General features: G+C 59.0%; 18 protein-coding genes and 1 pseudogene. 13 read left to right on the plus strand and 6 right to left on the minus strand.

Going from position 1 to position 21261, the window contains the following annotated elements:
- Positions 1-154 precede the first annotated feature (154 nt).
- Complete coding sequence (locus tag AC1Z24_RS17665) at positions 155-1390, minus strand: MFS transporter (RefSeq protein ID WP_483741964.1); 1236 nt, start codon at positions 1388-1390, stop codon at positions 155-157.
- A gap of 220 nt (positions 1391-1610) precedes the next feature.
- Here AC1Z24_RS17665 and AC1Z24_RS17670 point away from each other — a divergent pair, with 220 nt between their 5' ends.
- The 9 genes from AC1Z24_RS17670 to AC1Z24_RS17710 all read left to right on the plus strand — a co-directional run bounded on the left by AC1Z24_RS17670 (position 1611) and on the right by AC1Z24_RS17710 (position 9193).
- Positions 1611-2735 carry a Gfo/Idh/MocA family protein gene (locus AC1Z24_RS17670; RefSeq protein WP_483741965.1) on the plus strand — a complete coding sequence of 375 codons (1125 nt, stop codon included), beginning with the start codon at positions 1611-1613 and terminating at the stop codon, positions 2733-2735.
- 207 nt (positions 2736-2942) lie between these two features.
- Positions 2943-4145 carry a PepSY-associated TM helix domain-containing protein gene (locus tag AC1Z24_RS17675; RefSeq protein WP_483741966.1) on the plus strand — a complete coding sequence of 401 codons (1203 nt, stop codon included), beginning with the start codon at positions 2943-2945 and terminating at the stop codon, positions 4143-4145.
- The gene (locus tag AC1Z24_RS17680; protein WP_483741967.1) at positions 4142-4684 is read left to right on the plus strand and encodes a thiamine pyrophosphate-binding protein; all 543 of its coding nucleotides are present in this window, start codon (positions 4142-4144) and stop codon (positions 4682-4684) included. Before AC1Z24_RS17675 ends, AC1Z24_RS17680 begins: the two co-directional genes overlap by 4 nt.
- A complete protein-coding gene (locus tag AC1Z24_RS17685) occupies positions 4681-5013 on the plus strand; it encodes a hypothetical protein (RefSeq protein ID WP_483741968.1) in 333 nt (110 codons plus the stop codon). The genes AC1Z24_RS17680 and AC1Z24_RS17685 overlap by 4 nt, the downstream gene beginning before the upstream one ends.
- A complete protein-coding gene (locus tag AC1Z24_RS17690; RefSeq protein ID WP_483741969.1) occupies positions 5010-5591 on the plus strand; it encodes a DUF6162 family protein in 582 nt (193 codons plus the stop codon). The genes AC1Z24_RS17685 and AC1Z24_RS17690 overlap by 4 nt, the downstream gene beginning before the upstream one ends.
- A 115-nt stretch (positions 5592-5706) precedes the next feature.
- Positions 5707-6636, plus strand: a complete 930-nt coding sequence (locus AC1Z24_RS17695) for a metal ABC transporter solute-binding protein, Zn/Mn family (RefSeq protein WP_483741970.1) — start codon at positions 5707-5709, stop codon at positions 6634-6636.
- Entirely contained in the window at positions 6633-7397 is a 765-nt protein-coding gene (locus AC1Z24_RS17700) for a metal ABC transporter ATP-binding protein (protein WP_483741971.1), read from the plus strand. The genes AC1Z24_RS17695 and AC1Z24_RS17700 overlap by 4 nt, the downstream gene beginning before the upstream one ends.
- Entirely contained in the window at positions 7394-8293 is a 900-nt protein-coding gene (locus tag AC1Z24_RS17705) for a metal ABC transporter permease (RefSeq protein ID WP_483741972.1), read from the plus strand. Before AC1Z24_RS17700 ends, AC1Z24_RS17705 begins: the two co-directional genes overlap by 4 nt.
- Positions 8294-9193 (plus strand): metal ABC transporter solute-binding protein, Zn/Mn family, encoded by a 900-nt coding sequence (locus AC1Z24_RS17710; protein ID WP_483741973.1) that lies wholly within the window; start codon positions 8294-8296, stop codon positions 9191-9193. It begins immediately after the preceding gene.
- Positions 9194-9250: 57 nt separating this feature from the next.
- Here the strand turns inward: AC1Z24_RS17710 and AC1Z24_RS17715 are convergent, their stop codons facing one another.
- The 4 genes and pseudogenes from AC1Z24_RS17715 to AC1Z24_RS17730 all read right to left on the minus strand — a co-directional run bounded on the left by AC1Z24_RS17715 (position 9251) and on the right by AC1Z24_RS17730 (position 13957).
- On the minus strand, positions 9251-9493 hold the full coding sequence (locus AC1Z24_RS17715) for a hypothetical protein (protein WP_483741974.1): 243 nt from the start codon (positions 9491-9493) through the stop codon (positions 9251-9253).
- A gap of 38 nt (positions 9494-9531) precedes the next feature.
- Positions 9532-10446, minus strand: coding sequence for a methyl-accepting chemotaxis protein (locus AC1Z24_RS17720; RefSeq protein ID WP_483746656.1), 915 nt, complete (start codon positions 10444-10446; stop codon positions 9532-9534).
- 42 nt (positions 10447-10488) lie between these two features.
- A pseudogene (locus AC1Z24_RS17725) lies at positions 10489-11703 on the minus strand (cache domain-containing protein); the annotation flags it as partial.
- 1027 nt (positions 11704-12730) lie between these two features.
- Positions 12731-13957, minus strand: a complete 1227-nt coding sequence (locus AC1Z24_RS17730; protein WP_483741975.1) for a XylR family transcriptional regulator — start codon at positions 13955-13957, stop codon at positions 12731-12733.
- Between the two features lie 153 nt (positions 13958-14110).
- Between AC1Z24_RS17730 and xylA the strand changes: the two genes are divergently transcribed.
- The 4 genes from xylA to AC1Z24_RS17750 all read left to right on the plus strand — a co-directional run bounded on the left by xylA (position 14111) and on the right by AC1Z24_RS17750 (position 19384).
- Positions 14111-15427, plus strand: coding sequence for a xylose isomerase (gene xylA, locus AC1Z24_RS17735; RefSeq protein ID WP_483741976.1), 1317 nt, complete (start codon positions 14111-14113; stop codon positions 15425-15427).
- A 114-nt stretch (positions 15428-15541) separates the two neighbouring features.
- The gene (gene xylF / locus AC1Z24_RS17740; RefSeq protein WP_483741977.1) at positions 15542-16540 is read left to right on the plus strand and encodes a D-xylose ABC transporter substrate-binding protein; all 999 of its coding nucleotides are present in this window, start codon (positions 15542-15544) and stop codon (positions 16538-16540) included.
- 162 nt (positions 16541-16702) lie between these two features.
- Positions 16703-18247, plus strand: a complete 1545-nt coding sequence (gene xylG, locus AC1Z24_RS17745; protein WP_483741978.1) for a D-xylose ABC transporter ATP-binding protein — start codon at positions 16703-16705, stop codon at positions 18245-18247.
- Positions 18248-19384 (plus strand): sugar ABC transporter permease, encoded by a 1137-nt coding sequence (locus AC1Z24_RS17750; protein ID WP_259102980.1) that lies wholly within the window; start codon positions 18248-18250, stop codon positions 19382-19384.
- 213 nt (positions 19385-19597) lie between these two features.
- Here the strand turns inward: AC1Z24_RS17750 and AC1Z24_RS17755 are convergent, their stop codons facing one another.
- The gene (locus tag AC1Z24_RS17755; RefSeq protein ID WP_483741979.1) at positions 19598-21187 is read right to left on the minus strand and encodes a methyl-accepting chemotaxis protein; all 1590 of its coding nucleotides are present in this window, start codon (positions 21185-21187) and stop codon (positions 19598-19600) included.
- Positions 21188-21261: the final 74 nt, after the last annotated feature.

Below are 21261 nucleotides of genomic sequence, written 5' to 3' on the forward strand. Positions count from 1 at the left end.
GGCTGTTGGCAGTTATGCAAGTTACATAACTTACGTAAGTGACGTAAGTGACGTAACGCGCATAAGACTTATGAAACAGGTGCGTTACCCGTATGAATAATTACCGCTCAAGGTAGGAAATAATGCAGTAGGAGCGAATTCTTGGTGCGCGGCATTAACCCCGCAGTTTTTCCAGCAATCGCGCATTCCCCAAGCCGAAGCTGAGCATCACCAGCAGCCCCAATACCCCCAGGACCGCACCGGACCATAGCGTCGCTGCCATGCCGCCATGATCGACCACCAGTCCACCGAACAACGAGCCCGAGGCGATAGCGGTCTGGAAGGTCATCACCAGCATGGCCGAACTGGCCTCAGGTAGACGTGGCGAGGTGTGCTGCATCCAGGTACTCAGACTCAGGGGAATCGCGCCGTAGGCCAGACCCCAGCCCAATACGGCGACGATGACGGCAACGCTGCTGCCAGTCAGCCAAGGCAGGCTCAGCAAAGCGATGACCATCAGCACCACCATGCTCCCCAGAGAAAACGGCAGGTGGCGATTGATTGTGGTCGCCACAGCAAAGTTACCCAGCATCCCGAGCAGGCCAAAGCCGAGCAATACCAGGGTAATGGTACCGCTGCCGAAGTCGGCGTCCTGCAGCAGAAACGGCGCGATATAGGTATAGGCGGTGAAATGCGCGGCAATGACCAGGCCCATCAGCAGGATGCTGCGTTGCGCCATGCCTCTACCGACATAGCTCAGCAGTGCCTTGACCCGCAGCCCTTCACTGGATTCCAGCGATGGCAGGGTAAGAAACTGCGCCAGCAGCGCAACCAATGCCAGCAGCGCGGTGGCCAGGAACGACGCCCGCCAGGAGAACAAGGTGCTGATAAAAGTGCCAAAGGGCACGCCCAGTACCGTGGCGAAGGTAATACCGGCAAAGATGATTGCCGTGGCCCTGGCCGCTTTATCCGGCGCAACCAGACGCCCCGCAGCAGCGATGGCCACGGCCCAGAAGCCGCCCAGGGACACGCCAAGCAGGCCGCGACCCAGCAGCATCGGCAGCAACCCCGACGCGGTGGCGCTGATCAGGTTGGAGAGCACCAGCAACAGAGCAAGGCCCAGCAGCAGGTGTCGCCGATTAATGGTCCCGGCACCGATCATGATCGCCGGAGCCGATATCGCCGCCACGACTCCGGGCACCGTCACCATCAGGCCGGCCGTGCCATCGGTGATCGACAGCTCCCGGGCGATCTGCGGCAATACACCCACCGGCAGATACTCCGTGGTCACGAAGGCGAATGCACCAACGGCCACGGAAAAAACCGATAACCACTGGCGCAGGCTGGAAGTAGCCGCGGGCGTTGTTTCGGCAGCAAAGATAGTTAATGCACTTGTTTCAGGTTCACTCACGGTGATTATCCTCTGGACTGTCTGATAAGTTGCCAGCAAGGCTAATTCACCCTTGTCGCTATAAAAACCGCCCAGGCCTCCAGACACTTCGGACAAAACAGCGGCAATCGGCCATTCAAGACACTTATGTCCAGAGTGATTGGATCTGCGCACTCTTTTTCCCTTGAATAGGCCGATATAAGTTTGCAGTCGATTAATTCAATCCCCCAGGGAGACGTCGATGTCGACTCAAACTAATACAGACTCCACCCAGCCCCCTATTCGCGTCGGTATTGTCGGCGTCGGCAACTGGGCACGCCATGGCCACCTGCGCGTGCTCAGCCTGCTGCCGCAGTATCAGCTACAAGCGGTGTACAGCGAACGCCGTGAGCGCGCCGAGGCCGCCGCCGAAGAATTCGGCTTCAAACAGGTGGCCGAGAGCCTGGCCGAACTGGTGGAAAACCCCGAAGTTGATCTGGTCGTGGTGCTCAATACCGCACCCCAGCATGAACAGAGCGTGCGTGCGGCCATTGCGGCGAACAAAGACGTTTATTGCGAATGGCCATTGACCACCCGCACCACAGACTCACAGGAATTGATACGCCTCGCGGAGAAAGCCGGTGTGCGCCATATCGTCGGCTTGCAACGTCGCCATGCCCCGCATAACCGTTATCTGCAGGATCTGCTGCAACAGGGTTATGTCGGCAAACTGCGCTCGGTGCGTATTCATGTGAGCATGAATTACTTCCAGGCTCTTCGCAGTAATGCCTTGCGCTGGACGATTCCTGAGGAGAACTTTTCCAGTGCGGTTTCCATTTATTCCGGGCACTTTCTCGATATGTTATTTACCGCCACGGGTTGGCCGACCGCTATCTCCGGCTTGCAGGTCAGCCAATTCGCCAACGTCACGATCAAGGAAACCGGTGAAGTCTTTAACAGCACAGCTCCGGACCAACTGGTCCTGACGGGCAGCATGGAGGACGGCGCCGTGGTCTCGATCCAGATCGAAGGTGGCAAGCGCAACGCCTCAGGTGTGCAAATCGATATTACCGGCGACCAAGGTGATCTGCGCATCACCAATAACAATGCCTTTGGCGATGTGGGTGACGACTACCGGATCGAGGGCGCCCATGGCGACAATCTCGCCTTGCAACCCCTGCCCGTCCCCGCCAGCTACCTGCGCCTGCCCGCGTCGAACCTGCCCTCGGCGGTGCTCGAACTGGGCGAACTCTATTACGCCTATGCCCAGGATCTGGCCGACGGCACCCATGGCGCGGCAACCTTTGCCGATGCCGTGCGTATGCATCGCTTCCTTGATGCGGCCAAGGTCTCGTCTGACAGCGGACAGCGGGTTTATCTCGACTGATACGACGCGCCTGAAGGGCTGTGAGGCGGATCTGACAACGGCATGCGCCCGCCCCGAAACATTTTCTTTCATATTGGCGTAGGGTTTTTCGATTCTCATTCGTCTTTGTTATTGAGGCAGGTCTTTTTTGGCCAGGCCGTGCCCTGCTCATGTGCAGGGCAACCCCATGCCCATGGGCTCAACTCCTCGTACAAAGACGCGTATTCAATGTCCAAGAAGTCACGCTCGAAACTCTGGTTTCTCGTCCATAGCTGGCTGGCGCTGCCTATCTGGTTTTTCGTGCTGATCGTGTGTGTCACCGGCACCCTGGCAGTGGTCAGCCAGGAAATCGTCTGGCTGGCCAACCCCGATGTGCGTGCCAGTAAGCCTACCGAGGACGCCGTGGCCCTGAGCTACGATCAGGTCGTCGCGGCCATCAGAAAAGCCGAACCCGAGGCGCTGGTGCAGAACATTCGCACACCGCAAGAGCCCCATTTCGCCCTGCGAGTGAAAGTCGGCTACCCGGATGGCCGCTCGGTGTCCGTCTACGTCAATCAGTACACCGGGGTGGTTCAGGGCATCAGCCCGAAATTCGACTTCCAGGGTTTTACCCGCGCCCTGCACGGTTGGTGGTTGGTGCCCTTTACCAGTGGTTACAGCTGGGGCTGGTATCTGGTCTCGCTGCTCGGCCTGCCGATGCTGGCCTCACTGGTCACCGGGCTGGTGGTCTACAAGAAGTTCTGGAAAGGTTTCTTCAACCCGACCCTGCGCCAGGGCGCGCGGATTTTCTGGGGCGATTTCCATCGCCTGAGCGGCATCTGGTCGATCTGGTTCATTGCCGTGATCTCCATCACCGGCACCTGGTTCCTGATCCAGGCCATTCTGTCCGATAACCAGATCAGTATTTCCAGCGAACCGGTGGCGCCGGCCATCGCCCGGGAAAACGTGCCAACCTCCGCCGATGGTCACCCCGCGCCGAGCATAGGCGTCGACCGTGCCATCGAGCTGACGACCCGGACCATCCCCGGCTTCGACGTCAGCTACGTCATTCTGCCCGGCAACGTCTACAGCTACCTGTCCATCGGCGGCCGTGGCTGGTATCCGCTGATGAACCAGAGCGCGAGGATCAACCCTTACAGCGGCACCCTCGACAGCAGCCACTTACTGTCCGACCGCAGCGGCCTGGAGTTTGTCACCGAGTCAATGCGGCCCCTGCACACAGGGGATTTCGGCGGCCTCTGGGTCAAGCTGATCTGGTTCTTCTTCGGCCTGCTGCTGAGCATGATGGTCCTCAGCGGCTTGCTGATCTGGAGTAAACGTACCGCCCTGGCCACCCTTGCCGCACTCAAGCGCAGCAACCACGCAACTCGGCCGCCAGCGAAACGCGCCGCAGCGGTCAGCCAACCCGAAACCGTGGAGGGCACCGTGTGAGCCAGGCCAATACGATTGTGAGCCCTTCCGCGCGGCGCCGCTTGTGGCACAAATGGCGTTTCCACCTGAATATCCTGCTGTTGCTGATTCCCTTGGGCTTCATGCCGAAATACTTCGCCGATGTGGCGATGTTCCGCGGTGAAAGTGGCCTGGGTGCGCGGGACATCGGCGAAATCCAGGTCGGCCCCTGGAGCCTGCGCCTGGCCGAACTGCGTGACGAGGCGCCCCTGCTCAACGGTCCGGCCGGCTACATGAAGAGCTTCAATGCCGCGCTCTGCAAGGCCTGCGCCAATGAGGTCAAGGCCACGTACCTGCGCATCGGCAAGCCGCGCAGCCTGCGAACCGCAGGGGCGATCTTCTTTGGTACGCCCTATCGCGCGGGCGCCAGCGTACCGATCCCCAAGCACGCTTCAACCGACGACGCCCTATGGATCACCATGGAAGGCTGGGACGGTTCCATGCATCAAGCGTCGATTCCCCTGAGCCAGGCATCTCCGGCAACCGCCGCCTGGCTCGCCCAACAAGGAGGCAAACCATGATTGTTGCAACGGCCAGGCGCGCCGCCGCGCTCTTGTTGATGCTGTGCGCCGGGGTCAGCACCCAGGCCCTGGCCCATAACCCACTGTGCGAATGCAAAGAAATTGACGGTGAGCAGATTCGCTGTACCGGCGGTTTTTCCGACGGCAGCGGCGCACCGGGGGTAACCCTGGATGTGATCGGATATGACGAAAGCATTCTGGTGCCGGGCAAGCTGGGGCCGGATTCGACCCTGACCTTCAAGAAGCCCGCAGGCGAGTTCTATGTGCTGTTCGACGCTGGTCCCGGCCACGTCGTGGAAGTCGACCAAGGGGATATCCAGCCAAAATGACCGCGACCGTCACGACCCAAGTCATTCGCCCGGCCGGTGCCGGTCATGAAACCCTGTATGTGTTGCTGTTTTGCCTGATCGTACTGGCGTGCGCCGGTTCGGTGGTGTTCTGGCATCGCGAGAGCCAGGACGTCACCGCCATCCAGACGTATCAGATCGATGCCCGGCGCGATCTGACCCCCGGTGAACAAGGCATCTACGCCGACCTGCGGGTAACCCTCGACGAGATTCACCTGCTGCAAGAGGAACAACCTGCCCTGCCCGAGCCTACGGCACTGGCTGGCGAAGGTTTCGCGCCGTTTGCCCGGGACGCCAGTTCGGTGAGCCGCGGCGGCCATGCCTGGCAGTTGCTCGAACAACGCGCCTACCTGGGCCTGAGCCAGCAACCGGCAACGGCGGGCTCGTTCCTGCTGCGGGTCACTGGTGCCGGGCAAGCGGCGGATATCTGGCTGAACCGCGCCAAGTCCCTGAATGCGCCGATTGATCTGGGTGATCAGGCCTTGATTGCGGCGGGCTGGCAGCAAGTGGTCGCGCAGTTCGATGCCGGGGTGACGCGTCAGCGCCAGCATCAGCATTGATACCTGCGACACAACAAACACAGGACCGTGGGAAGTCGTATTCCCGGCTAAAGCCGGTCCCACAGACTTGCTCCAATTCAAATGAACATCGATTTTAATGGGAAGCCCCCTGCTCATGTCCCTGTCATCTGTTTTGCGTCAGCGCCGCCTGCTTCTGCTGGGCCTGTTGCTGTCTCCCTTGCTGGCCCTGTCCGCCCATGGCGATGAGGCCAAGCGCCTGCGTATCGGCATCACCCTGCATCCGTACTACAGCTATGTCGCCAATATCGTCGGCGACAAGGCCGAGGTGGTGCCGCTGATTCCTGCAGGATTCAACCCCCATGCCTACGAGCCTCGCGCCGAAGACATCAAGCGCATCGGCAGCCTGGACGTCATCGTGCTTAATGGTGTCGGCCATGACGACTTCGCCGACCGCATGATTCAGGCCAGTGAAAAGCCTGATATCGCCATTATCGAAGCCAACGAAAACGTGCCATTGCTGGCCGCTACCGGCACGGCGGCACGGGGTGCGGGCAAAGTGGTCAACCCCCACACCTTCTTGTCCATCAGCGCCTCCATCGCCCAGGTCAATAATATCGCCCGGGAGCTGGGCAAGCTTGATCCGGTCAATGCCGCCACCTACACCAGCAATGCCCGGGCCTACGGCAAGCGCCTGCGGCAGATCCGTGCCGACGCCCTGGCCAAGCTGACCCAGGCGCCCAACGCCGACCTGCGCGTGGCCACGGTGCATGCGGCCTACGACTACCTGCTGCGCGAGTTCGGCCTGGAAGTGACGGCGGTGGTCGAGCCGGCCCATGGCATTGAGCCCAGCCCCAGCCAGTTGAAGAAGACCATCGACCAGCTGTGCGAGCTGGATGTCAAAGTGATCTTCTCGGAGATGGATTTCCCTTCCACGTATGTCGACACCATCCAGCGTGAATCCGGTGTGCGTCTGTATCCGCTGTCGCATATTTCCTACGGCGAATACAGCGCCGATAAATACGAAAAAGAAATGACCCACAACCTCGACACCGTTGTGCGAGCCATTCAGGAGTCCGGCGCATGACCATGGCCGAAAACCTGCGAATGAACGGCCCGGGCATCCACTTCGAAGGCGTAAAGCTGACCCTGGGACGCACCACCATCCTCGACGACGTGAGTTTTCGGGTCAGCCCCGGCAGCGTCCACGCGCTGGTCGGCCCCAATGGCGGCGGCAAGAGTTCGCTGATCAAAACCCTGCTCGGACAGATGCCCCATTCGGGCCGTCTAAGCCTGGAGTGGTCGCAGCCCCCGGCCCAGGCCGCCGGGATTATTGGTTACGTGCCCCAGGCCCTGGAGTTCGACCGGGGCCTGCCCATGACTGTCGACGATTTCATGGCTGCCATGTGCCAGCGTCGGCCGGCCTTTCTCGGTCTGTCCAGGCATTACGCCACGGCCATCGGTGAAGCGCTGGAGCGGGTCGGCATGCAGGACAAGCGCAAACGGCGCATGGGCGCGTTGTCCGGTGGCGAGCGTCAGCGCGTGCTGCTGGCCCAGGGCCTGATTCCGGCACCGCAGCTGTTGGTCCTCGACGAGCCCATGTCAGCCCTGGACGAAGCCGGTATTCAGGTCTTCGAGCGCCTGCTCGGCGAGTGGAGCCGCAGCGGCGTGACAGTGCTGTGGATCGAGCACGACCTGGCCGCCGTCAAACGCTTGGCCGAACGAGTGACCGGGCTTAATCGCCGGGTGCTGTTCGACGCCCCGCCCGCCCTGGCCCTGACCCCGGAGCGACTATTGACGCTGTTTTCCACTCATCCCCGCGGCAGCCACGGGAGCATCGGCCCATGAGTTATGAAGCCTTTCGCCTGTTGATTCAGGACGCCGCCGCCTCCGGCTACCTGCCCGCCGTGCTGGCCTATGGTTTCGTGGTCAATGCGCTGCTGGCCGGGTTGTTGATCGGACCGGTCCTGGGCGGCCTCGGCACCCTTGTCGTGGTCAAGCGCTTTGCGTTCTTTTCCGAGGCAGTGGGCCACGCAGCGCTCACTGGCGTAGCGGTTGGCATTCTGTTGGGCGAGCCCTACACCGGCCCCTACGGCAGCCTGTTCGGTTACTGCCTGCTGTTCGGCGTGCTGCTCAATTACCTGCGCAACCGCACCGGCCTGGCACCGGACACCCTGATCGGCGTGTTTCTCTCGGTGTCCCTGGCCCTGGGGGCAAGCCTGTTGCTGATGCTGGCGGGCAAGATCAACGTGCACATTCTGGAAAACGTGCTGTTTGGTTCGGTGCTGACGGTCAATGGCAATGACCTGCTGGTGCTGGCGATTGTCGGCTCGCTGGTCATGACCCTGGCGTTGCCGCTGTACAACCGCATCATGCTCGCCAGCTTCAATCCGCAACTGGCGGCAGTGCGCGGCGTGGCCGTGAAGACTCTGGACTACCTGTTCGTGGTGCTGGTGACCCTGATCACCGTTGCGGCGGTAAAAGTCATCGGCGCGATTCTGGTGGGCGCTCTGTTGGTGATTCCGGCGGCGGCCGCGCGCCTGCTCAGCCAGTCGCTCAAGGGCTTCTTCTGGATCTCGGTGCTGATTGCCACTGTCAGCACCCTCTGCGGCATCCTCCTGCCCATCGTCTTCGACCTGCCGGTGCCTTCGGGTGCGGCCATCATCCTGGTCGCCGGTTGCGCCTTCGCCTTGGCGGCGATTGCCCGCAGCACCGTGCCCAGCCTGAAAGGGAATATCGGATAAATGCATCGATCATTTCGTCACCTGCTTCTGGTTCTGACCCTGTCCAGCCTGCCGCTGGCGGTCAACGCCGAGTCAAAAACCTCCGTCCGGGTACTGGCATCGCTGCCGGTGACCTTCGGCCTGAGCCAGTTGCTGCTGCAAGGCACCGACGTCGTCTTGGAACGCGCCGCCCCGGCCAGCCTGCCCGGCTCGCGTCAGGCCGCCTATTTCAGCGGCCGGGGTGCGCCGGAGCTGGGCACACTGGCTGTCGGCGCTGACGCTGCCGTCGGCCTGCGTTCGATCTGGCCGGATGATCCGCTGTACATCCATGCCCGGCGCAGCAATATCCGCATTGTCGAAATCGACGCCGCCCGCCCGGTGGACGGCGCCCTGCCCGGCATCGCCCTGCAGTCCGGGACAAGCGATGGCCTGAACAGCCAGCCCTGGCAGTCGAGCAATAACCTGGGGCGTATGGGTGATGTACTGGCGGCGGACCTGGTACGCCTGGCACCCAATGCCAAGGCAAAAATCGACGGCAACCTGGCCGCCCTCAAGCAACGCCTGCTGAAGATCAGTGCCGAAGCCGAAGCGCAACTGGCCAGGGCCGACAACCTAAGCGTGGTCAGTCTCAGCGATCACCTGGGCTATCTGGTCAGCGGGCTGAATCTGGAGCTGCTGGAAACCGACGCCCGCCCCGACAACGAGTGGAGCGCCGAAGCCTTGGGTCAGTTGCAGAAGAAGCTCAAGGACAACAGCGTGGCCTTGGTCATCCACCATCGCCCGCCTTCCGAGGCGGTGAAAGCCGCGATCAGCGCTGGCGGCAGCCGATTGCTGGTCCTGCAAGTCGATGGGGAGGATCCCCTGGCCGAGCTGGAGGGCAATATAAAGCAGGTAACCGGAGCGCTGGCGAGCACGCCCTGATACAAGCTGCGAAAGCGGTCAAAAATGCTCCGCCTCGAAAGATACGGAGCATTTTAGTTATGGCCTTGGCGCAGTAACCACAGCCTGTACTTCCACGTCACTGACGCCCTTTGCTTCGACCAGATTTCTAATGGCGTGGGAAAGCATGACATTCCCGGGATCGCTGCGATAAACGATGCCCAGGCTGTCAGCGACATAGCGCCACTTATGCGCCTCACCGCAATCATCTGCGCTGATGTACAGCGTTTGTTCAACGCCATGCTGGGTAAAACTGATTTTGTAGTTAGTCAGGGCAGGCATAGGATTTTCCTTCGGCCGTTAACGATCACATAGCAGGTTTAAATACCGTGGGTGTTTTTGACTTTGAAACGGCTGAGCCCCAGTTGCATAGCGCTCGCCCGTTCCGAAAGATTCCTGGCGGCCAACGCACATTCCTGGGAGTTGGACTGATTTTGCTGCGTGACCTCGTCAATCTGTTCGAGGCCAAGGCTGGCCTGCTGCAGACCGGAGGCCTGTTCACTGGACGCCTGGTAGATCAGCGACACCAGGTTTGAGACCGTTGTGGTTCCACTGACGATGTTGCGCAGGGAGTCAGCCGTGCGCCCGGCGATGATCATGCCGCGTTGGGTCTTGGTCGACGAGTCGGCAATCAAGGCTGCCGTTTGCTGCGCCGCCTCGGCGCTGCGAGCGGCCAGGCTACGGACTTCATCGGCAACTACCGCAAAGCCACGACCCAGCTCCCCGGCTCGGGCAGCCTCGATGGCCGCGTTCAATGCCAACAGATTGGTTTGCGCCGCAATGTTGTCGATGGTGGTGATAATGGCGGTGATGTCTTTGCCTGAATTGTCGATTTCAGCCATGGCGGCAATCAACTCGCTCATCAACTTGTCACTTTCACCCGCATCGGCACGTGACGCCTGAGATTGCTCGTCGGCTTTTTTGGCATTGGCAGCGTTGTCCGACGTCTGCGCAGCCATCTGTGTCATCACTGCGCTGATTTCGGTAATCGAGGAAGCGGAATTGGAGGCACCATCCGACAGCGACTGGCTCAGATCGGTGACTTGGGCGGAGCTACCGGTGATGTGTGTGGCGCTGACCTGCACTTGCGAAATCAGGCTGTTCAGGTTGCTGACCATTTTCTCCAGGGACTTGCCCAAAGTGTCCTGAGGCGACGAGAGACGGACCTCCAGATCAAGATCGCCCTCAGAAATACGCTCAGCCACTCGGACCTGGCGTTGCAGGCTTTCCGACATGTCATTGAGGGCAAACGCCAACTGGCCGACTTCATCCTCGGATCGTTGAATGAGGCGCCGAGAAAAGTCGCCCAGACTGATGTTCGCAGCCAACGCCGCCGCTTCACGAATCGGTCCAACGATTTTAGCGGTGGCAATCCAGAGGGCGGCCAAGGCCAGCAGAGAAATAGTCACCCCCACCGCTATCTGCCAGATGCTGTTGTTGAGACTACGTGACTGCATCTCCTGCTCAAGCACGATTGCCTGACTCATCACTACTGCCTTGGGCAGACGGATTAATATGGCCCACGGTTTGCCGGTGCGGCCCAGCTGAATAGGCATCAACACTTCAATATTCTGGCTGTCCTGATTGAGCCGGCTTTCAGCGCGCCCACCCTGAATATCGGCCAGTCTTTTTTGCCAGGTATCGGGCAGCAGGCCACTGAGCGGCTGACCGATCAGATCGGCACGCTGGCTGTCAGCGACCACCAGTCCCTGATGGCTCAGTATCGAGACAGAGCCTTTGCCACCGTAAAGGCTGGCGGACATCTGTTCGGTAAGTTTCTGAATAAAGGAGATATCAAAGTCGGCCCCCACCACTCCGTAAAACTTGCCATCGACCAGAATCGGCACGGAAAGCGTAGTCAGCCATACGTTCTTGCCTTGCACGATATAAGGGATGGGGTCCAATACATTTTCTGTCTGCGTATCGCGTGGCCCCGAATACCAACCACCCTTGGGTACACCGTTGGGATGGCGAGCCTGGGAGTCATATTCCACAAGGGGCTGTACGGCAATATGGCCATCGGCACTGCGTGTCCAATAAGGTGTAAAGCGTCCAGTTGACGGATTATTGCCCCCTTCATCCTTGCGAAACCCTTGATCCTGCCCGTCCACTGCGTCCGGTTCCCAACAGCTATAAGTGCCGTTAAAGTCGGGGTTGTCTTTAAGCACGCTGAGCAACATGCTATTCATTTGCTCCCGGCCCAATACCAGCGGGCTGTGTACGGTTTTACTGGCTGCGAATGTATTGGCCAGTGTTCGCGCTGCGTCCAGTGCATTTTGCAACTTTGCCTGGATAGCATTGGCGCGAGACTCTGCAAGGTTTTGCACTTCGCGTATCGTTGAGTTCTCAATCAGCGTCGCCACTTCTCCAGACACATATTTTTCGTTGGCCGTGGCCGAGAAAAGCCCATAAAGGACCAGGCTGGCCGATGATATAAACAGGCACAGGCCTGCGGTAAAACAAATTCGCGTCTGCAATGAGTTGAATTTCATGGTGTCGCCTCCACGGCAATCAATGCCGACGTCACTGACGTCGGTGTTCAGATGTATTTGCACGCTCGGCACACTGCCCGTTATCTGCTGCTTGCCTCAGTGGTCGGGGAGCAAGTAACGCCTCGACCATGAGATGACAGCTATAGAGTGAGACTAAACTTTCTGATAGTCGCTATGTTCCAGCCATAGCGACTCAGTATTTTTAAACCCGTACCGCCGGCCGGGAACACGCTCGACGATTCTGGTTTTTAAATGGATATTCAAAACCGGCAAGAAGAATAACTTTACCTTAGGCGTCAGCAGCGCATTTTCAGCTGAGCGATGGGCCTCACAGGGTATATCCCCACCCACTTTAAAAAAGCCTGAAATACATGATCGTCAAAGTGACCCTTGTATTTGGACATGGGCTGGATGGCAGCGGCAGGATCCCTCCAGGAGGGCCTGTACACAATGTCGAAGCCAAACGGGTATAGCTCACTACAAGTCATCATGGCAGGCCTCACAGATATTTATTATATGATTTATCTATAGTGCCTCCATGGCTTGAGTGATTTTCACCAACCTTAATTAGAATATTTGCAGGCGGCGCCTATTATTTGCAAAACACTCTTATGAGGCTATCCCTCAGCGTTTTATCGACACTCCGCCATGTGGAATTACCCGGATCCGGCCTCCTGAAAATTCTGCTGCCATCACCCTATCAAGCATCGGCAACTCTACTTCGGACTATTCGCCATACCACAAATAATAGATATAATACTTTGGCATCATGCGCCGCTCTAACGCCTACTAATTGACGCCATCTACTTGGCATTGAGGTAGATTTAGTGATTTCCCTGCCTGCATCCTATGATTACAGCGTGTGAAATATTCGTGAAAAAAGCCCGCACGCTTATATATAGACACGCTTTTAATTTTCTTTTTGCTGTTCGATCAAAGACCTCCCAATAGCGCGCAACTTTCTCGATGGTTTTAATGAGAAGCATTGATGTTTTTGAACGCATCCATGTTCGCCACAAACCCTCCCTTATGGGTTTATCCGATGCAGGTCCGGTGACGTATGACCGTAGCCGGCAAAGTTTCCAGGCACTTGCTGATACTCGCGCGGCGTACAGCCAAACTCGCGGCGAAACACCGTGTGCAGGTACTGCGCCGATTTGAAACCGCACTTCTGGGCAATCTCGGCAATCGCCGAGTCGCTGTGCTCCAGGCCATTGGCCGCTGCCGCCAGTTTGAAACGCAGAATCTCGTCATGCACGCTGCGGCCACGCTCCTTGCGAAAATGCAGCTCCAGCGAGGAGCGTGATACACCGACGTAGGCCGCCACCTGTGCGGTCTTGATGCCCTGGCAGGCGTACTGACGGATAAACAGCAACGCCTGCATCACATAAGGGTTGCCCAAGGGTTGATGCAGGCTCGACGCCTGCACATTGATCGCGTCCGGCGGGACAAGAATCTGCGTGCCCGCGCAGGCTTTGCCGTGAAGCATCTGATGCAGCAGTGCCGCAGCCGTGCGGCCCATGGTCTCGGTGCCCTGGATTACCGAACTCAGGGGGACCCGCGTAAGGGTGCGGGTCAGCGGGTCGTTATCGATGCCGATCAGCGCAACCTGCTCCGGCACAGCGATACCGGCCGTGAGGCAGGCTTGCAGCAACTGTCGGGCACGGGCATCGGTGACGGCGATGATGCCGACCGGCTTGGGCAGGCTGTGCAGCCAGGCGATCTGCTGTTCTACGGCGCTGTCCCAGAGCGGCGCACTGGTGCCCAGGCCCCGGTAGATCTCGACATGCAGGCCATCGCGCTGCAGCAGGCGGCGAAAGGCGTTTTCCCGCTCCTGGGCCCAACGGTTGGCCTGGGCCGGCGGCAGGCTGAAACAGGCAAAGCGGGTCAGGCCGGCCTCGATCAAGTGCTCGTACGCCAGCTTCATCAATGCGTAATTGTCGGTGGCCACATAGGGGATGCCGTCAGGGTAAGCCCGCGCGTCCTCATAGGAGCCCCCCACCGCCACCACCGGCAACTTGCTTCCGGCCAACGCCTCGCCAATCAACGGATCGTCGAAGTCGGCAATGATGCCGTCGCCCTGCCAGCGTTCGATACCACGCAGGCGGCAGAGAAAATCCTCTTCCAGGAACAGGTCCCAGGACGCGCGAGTGCTGCTCAGGTAATTGCCGATGCCGGTGATGATGCCGCGGTCGTAGATCTTGCTGCCGTTGAACAACAGGGCGATGCGGTGAACGGGCGGTAGGGTTTTCATTGTTTTTGTCCTCAGCCGATCAGCACAGACTAGGCCCACCTGCGCCAGAGCTCAATACGCAAAAACGCACTGTACCCTGGTGATTATCGTAATCGGCGGGCCAAGGAGCGTTGCTAGTATCGAGACACCGCCAAGAACAATAAGGAAAACGCTATGACGTACTTCCCCGATGTCGAGACCGTTCGCTTCGAAGGCCCCAGCAGCGACTCTCCCCTAGCCTTTCGCCATTACGACGCCAATAAGCTGATCCTCGGCAAACCCATGCGTGAACACCTGCGCATGGCGGCCTGCTACTGGCACACCTTCGTCTGGCCCGGTGCCGACATGTTCGGTGTGGGCACCTTCAAACGCCCATGGCAACGCAGCGGCGACCCCATGGAGCTGGCCATCGGCAAGGCAGAAGCGGCCTTTGAGTTTTTCTCCAAGTTGGGCATCGACTACTACAGCTTCCACGACACCGATGTCGCGCCCGAAGGCAGCTCGCTCAAGGAGTATCGCAACCACTTCGCGCAGATGGTCGACCACCTGGAACGCCATCAGGAACAGACCGGCATCCAGTTGCTGTGGGGCACCGCCAACTGTTTCAGCAACCCGCGTTTCGCCGCCGGTGCCGCCAGCAACCCGGACCCTGAAGTGTTCGCCTACGCCGCCGCTCAGGTGTTCAGCGCGATGAACGCCACCCTGCGCCTCAAGGGTTCCAACTATGTGCTGTGGGGCGGCCGCGAAGGCTATGAAACCCTGCTCAATACCGACCTGAAGCGCGAGCGCGAACAACTCGGGCGCTTTATGCGCATGGTGGTGGAGCACAAGCACAAGATCGGCTTCAAGGGTGATCTGCTGATCGAACCCAAGCCCCAGGAGCCGACCAAGCACCAGTACGATTACGACAGTGCCACGGTATTCGGCTTCCTCCACGAGTTTGGTCTGGAACACGAGATCAAGGTCAATATCGAGGCCAATCACGCGACCCTGGCCGGGCACAGTTTCCATCATGAGATCGCCACCGCCGTATCCCTGGGGATCTTCGGCAGCATCGATGCCAACCGTGGCGACCCGCAGAACGGCTGGGACACCGATCAGTTCCCCAACAGCGTCGAAGAAATGACCCTGGCCACCTATGAAATCCTCAAGGCCGGCGGATTCAAGAACGGCGGCTACAACTTCGACTCCAAAGTACGCCGCCAGAGCTTGGACCAGATTGACCTGTTCCACGGTCATGTCGCCGCCATGGACACCCTCGCCCTCGCCCTGGAACGCGCGGCGGCGATGGTGCAGAACGACCGCCTGCAACAGTTCAAGGATCAACGTTACGCCGGTTGGCAGCAGCCGTTGGGCAAGTCCGTGCTGGCGGGGGAATTCAGCCTCGAATCACTGGCCGAACATGCCTTTTCCCATGAACTGAACCCGCAAGCCGTGAGCGGTCGACAGGAGATGCTTGAAGGGATCGTGAATCGTTTTATTTACAGCTGACCCCACGGTGACAATCGCGCGACAAATCTCTGCGCGCGAAGGTCGCTACAGGCTCTACAGTTCTACCCGCATCACGCTGTGTCTTTTCCAACAACAATAAAAGGACGCAACACCATGAATAGACTCGAACGCACCCTGCTCGCCAGTGCCCTGGCTCTGCTCGCCCTGCCAGTGATGGCCGATTCTGCCCACCCGAAAATCGGCTTTTCCATTGATGATCTGCGCCTGGAGCGCTGGTCCCGGGATCGGGATTACTTCGTCGCAGCGGCGGAGAAACTCGACGCCAAGGTCTTTGTGCAGTCAGCCGATGCCAATGAGCAAAAGCAGATTTCCCAGATCGAAAACCTTATCTCGCGCGGCGTCGATGTGATCGTTATCGTGCCGTTCAACGCCACGGTGCTGACCAATGCTGTCGCCGAAGCGAAGAAGGCCAATATCAAAGTGGTCTCTTATGACCGGCTGATCCTCAACGCCGATATTGACGCCTATATTTCCTTCGATAACGAAAAGGTCGGCGAAATGCAGGCCAACGGCGTGCTGCAGGCGGCGCCCAAGGGCAACTATTTCCTGCTCGGCGGCGCGCCGACGGATAACAACGCCAAGGTGCTGCGCGAAGGCCAGATGAAGGTGCTGCAACCGGCCATCGACAAGGGCGATATCAAGGTTGTCGGCCAGCAGTGGGTCAAGGAATGGAACCCCACCGAAGCCCTGAGCATCGTCGAAAACGCCCTGACCCGCAACAGTAACAAGATCGACGCCATCGTTGCCTCCAACGATGCCACCGCAGGTGGTGCGATTCAGGCCCTGGCCGCGCAGAAGCTGGCGGGCAAGGTGCCGATTTCCGGACAGGACGCCGACCTCGCTGCCGTCAAGCGCGTGATCGATGGCACCCAGACCATGACGGTCTACAAGCCGCTCAAACTAATTGCATCGGAAGCCGCCAAGCTCTCGGTGCAACTGGCGCGCAACGAAAAGCCTGCATACAGCTCGCAATACGACAACGGCAGCAAGAAGGTCGACACCATCCTGCTCAATCCAACGCCGTTGACCAAGGCCAATATCGATCTGTTGGAGAAGGACGGTTTCTATAGCGAAGAGCAGATGGGGCTGTAGGCGCTGCGCTGTTGCGCAACAAACCGTGCCCGTTGGAGCGAGGCTTGCCCGGCAATGCGTTGAGGCGATGTGCCTGACATATCGCGTCGTTCAATTCGCGGGCAAGCCTCGCTCCAACAACAAGGCAACCGCCCCCATCGGCCTTTCGTGTGAGCCATTGCTATGTCGCACTATCTGCTGCAAATGAATGGCATCGTCAAAAGCTTTGGCGGTGTCAACGCGCTGAACGGCATCGATATCAAAGTGCGGCCGGGGGAATGCCTCGGCCTGTGCGGCGAGAACGGTGCCGGTAAATCCACTTTGATGAAGGTGCTGTCGGCGGTCTATCCGTACGGCACCTGGGAGGGCGAAATCCTCTGGGACGGGCAGCCGCTCAAGGCCCAGTCCATCAGCGATACCGAAGCTGCCGGCATCGTCATCATTCATCAGGAGTTGACCCTGGTGCCCGACCTGTCAGTGGCCGAGAACATTTTCATGGGCCACGAACTGACGCTACCCGGCGGGCGCATGAATTACCCGGCGATGATCCACCGCGCCGAAGCGCTGATGCGTGAGCTCAAGGTGCCGGACATGAACGTCGCCCTGCCGGTCTCCCAGTACGGCGGTGGCTACCAGCAACTGGTGGAAATCGCCAAGGCCCTGAACAAACGGGCGCGGCTGCTGATCCTCGATGAGCCCTCCTCGGCCCTGACCCGCGCGGAAATCGAGGTGCTGCTCGACATCATCCGTGACCTCAAGGCCAAGGGCGTGGCCTGCGTGTACATTTCCCACAAGCTCGATGAAGTGGCCGCCGTGTGTGACACCATTTCAGTCATTCGTGACGGCAAGCACATCGCGACCACCGCCATGGCCGATATGGATATCGCGCAGATCATCACGCAAATGGTCGGTCGAGAGATGAGCAACCTTTATCCCACCGAACCCCATGACATCGGCGACGTTATTTTCGAGGCGCGCCACGTCACCTGCTATGACGTGGACAACCCCAGGCGCAAGCGCGTCGACGATATTTCCTTCGTGCTCAAGCGCGGGGAAATCCTCGGCATTGCCGGTCTGGTCGGTGCCGGGCGCACGGAGCTGGTGTCGGCGCTGTTTGGCGCTTACCCCGGTCGCTACAGCGCCGAAGTCTGGCTGGAAGGCCAACTGATCGATACGCGCACCCCGCTCAAATCCATTCGCGCCGGGCTGTGCATGGTGCCCGAGGACCGCAAGCGCCAGGGCATCATCCCCGATCTGGGTGTGGGTCAGAACATCACCCTGGCAGTGCTCGACACCTACGCCCACCTGAGCCATATCGATGCCGAAGCCGAACTGGGCAGCATCGACCGGCAAATCGCCCGCATGCACCTGAAGACATCCAGCCCGTTTCTGCCGATTACCAGCCTCTCCGGTGGCAATCAGCAAAAAGCCGTGCTGGCGAAAATGCTCATGGCCAAACCGAAAGTGCTGATCCTCGATGAGCCTACCCGCGGCGTGGACGTGGGCGCCAAGTATGAGATCTACAAGCTGATGGGCGCCCTGGCGGCCGAAGGCGTGGCGATCATCATGGTTTCGTCGGAGCTGGCAGAGGTGTTGGGGGTATCCAATCGCGTGCTGGTGATCGGCGACGGCCAGTTACGCGGCGATTTCATCAATCAGGGGCTCACCCAGGAACAGGTCATGGCCGCCGCGCTCAGCCAAAACAATAATAATCGGAAAACCGCGTAGATGAATCAGGTCAAACACCTTTTTACCCGCTACAAAATGCTCGCCCTGGTGATCGCCGTCGCGGTGATCTGGCTGTTTTTCAGCTGGCAGACCGAGGGCGGCTTCCTGACCCCGCGTAACCTCTCCAACCTGCTGCGGCAGATGTCGATTACCGGAATACTGGCGTGTGGCATGGTGCTGGTGATTATCAGCGGCGAGATCGATTTGTCGGTGGGCTCTTTGCTCGGATTGCTCGGCGGACTCGCGGCGATTCTGGACGTGGTCTATCACATACCGTTGCTGGCCAACCTCAGCCTGGTGGCGTTGTGCGGTTTGATGATCGGGCTGGCCAACGGCTATATGACCGCCTACCTGCGCATCCCGTCGTTCATTGTCGGCCTGGGCGGCATGCTGGCGTTTCGCGGGATCCTGTTGGGGATTACCGGCGGCACGACCATTGCGCCGGTCTCGCCGTCACTGGTGTATGTGGGCCAGGGCTATCTGCCCCATGCCGTGGGTCTGGGGCTCGGTATCCTGCTGTTTGCCCTGACCCTGTTCCTCACCTGGAAACAGCGACGCAACCGTGCCCTGCATGGTTTGGCCGCGCATTCCTTGGTGCGCGACGTATTGCGCGTGGTGTTGATCGGCGCCGTGCTTGCCGGTTTCGTCACGACCCTGAATAGCTACGACGGCATCCCCGTGCCGGTGCTGCTGTTGCTGGTGCTGCTCGGCGTGTTCAGCTACGTCACCAGCCAGACCGTGTTCGGCCGTCGCGTCTATGCAGTTGGCAGCAACATGGAAGCCACGCGCCTGTCGGGCATTAACGTACAGGCGGTGAAACTGTGGATCTTCGGCATCATGGGGGTGATGTGCGCGCTGGCCGGCATGGTCAACACCGCCCGCCTCGCCGCAGGCTCCCCCTCGGCGGGCAATATGGGTGAACTCGACGCCATCGCCGCCTGCTTTATTGGCGGCACCTCAATGCGCGGCGGCTCGGGTACGGTCTACGGCGCTTTACTGGGGGCGTTGGTGATCACCAGCCTGGATAACGGCATGTCGATGCTGGACGTGGACAGTTACTGGCAGATGATTGTGAAGGGCAGCATTCTGGTGCTGGCGGTATGGGTGGACGTGAGTACCCGGACCGGGCGGCGCTGATCAGTCTATTAAATAAATGTAAAAAGATTTTCGCAGGCGGCCAGGCTCCGTTTTGAACGGTGCGCCATTGCACGGTAAATACCGAATCCGAAGGTCCTCTGAAGAAGCCGCAGGGCAAAGGATTCGCCTATGCCTGCGAGGTAATCAAATCACCGGAAATCTTCGGATCGGGAACTGGAATCGGCTTGCGTAAAAGCGATGTTGCACCAAGCTTTACACCTTGAAACGCCTGACCAGACCTTGCAGCTCGCCTCCGAGCTCAGCCAGCTCAACACTGGAGGCAGCAATCTCAGCACTTGCCTGCGAAGACTGGTCGGCAGTTCCGCGTACATTCGAAACGCTACGGTTGATCTCCTCTGCCACCGCGGCCTGCTCCTCCGCAGCCGTGGAAATCAACATGCTCATTTGCTGAATGTCAGATACCTGTTGCGTGATAGCTCCCAAGGCATCCCCGGTGTTGCGCACTCCAACAACGGTCGATTGAGTCTGTTGCACACTGGCCTGCATCATTCGCGAACTCTCTTCGACGATACGCTGTAACCCTTCGATCAGACTTTCGATTTCTTCAGATGACTGCTGAGTACGCTGCGCCAGACTGCGCACCTCATCAGCGACCACCGCAAAACCGCGTCCCGCCTCACCCGCGCGAGCGGCTTCAATAGCGGCATTGAGCGCCAGCAAATTGGTTTGCCCGGCAACCGCTTTGATGACATCAAGCACACCACCAATACGCTCACTTTCCTGATGAAGATGGGCCATCGATCCGGCCGAAACTCCCACATCGCGGGCAAGCGCCTCTATTTGTGCTACCGCTTGCTGCGATACACCCAATGCATTACTCGCCTCGAGATCGGCTTTCCTGGCCACGCAGGCAGCCTCTTGCGAATGACGAGACACCTCCAGCACAGTCGCCGTCATCTGACTCATGGCGGTCGCTACCGACTCGGTTTCACTTTTCTGATTATCAATGCCCGTCTGAGTGTGTGTCGTGATAGTTGCCAGCTGACTGGCGGATGCGGCAAGCCGATGCGAACTGCCACCGATTTGAGAAATAACGTTACGCAAACGCTGAGTCATGTTGTTGATCGAGCGCAGAAGCTGACCCAACTCGTCAGCCCGTTCACTGTACAACTCCACAGTAAGATCACCATTGGCGATACGCTCTGACGCCACCAATGTCTGCTGGAGCGGAATAACAATCTGGCGGCCGATGACCCAGGCAGTCAGCCCTCCCAACACCAATGCAAACAATGTGACACCCTCAAGAACAGAGACAATAAGCTCTACACTTGCCTTGGCGCGAGTCTCTTCAGCCGCATACAACACATTAATTTCGTTTTGCAGGGAGGATAGCGACTCATTCAACGTTATTACGGTTTTCCGTGCGTCGATCCCCGCCCGTGTCTGAAGGTAGCTGTCACTGTACGCCCGAAGTTTTTCGTCCAAGCGTTTTACTGAGTTCAGGTCCTCCTGCGGCCAACCTCCGGTATGGATCTCATCCAATATGCTGGAGAGTATCTGTTGCATGGTTTTCAAGTTGTCGTCGTGCCGAACGATCTGCACAGGATCCGCTGTCAAACCATAGATAAAGTTAGCATCACGCGTGAAAACAGTTTGATCAAAGAGACTGCCCAGTCGATTGATTCGCTTCAGCGACTGCCCGTCACCACGCAGCCCGTAGAAGCCTGTCAGAGCGAGTAATACAACTAATGCCAATAACAATCCGAATCCCAGCCCCAGCTTCCTGGTAACGGTCAGGTGCTCCAGTGAAAATCCATTTGACATAAACAGCAACCTTATCATCCCTATATTCGGAGCGTATTGACGCCCCACCTTGAAAACTGTTGAGGCGTCACCGTTATTTACGACTTCTTATC

Source organism: Pseudomonas sp. JL23, from assembly GCF_056933585.1.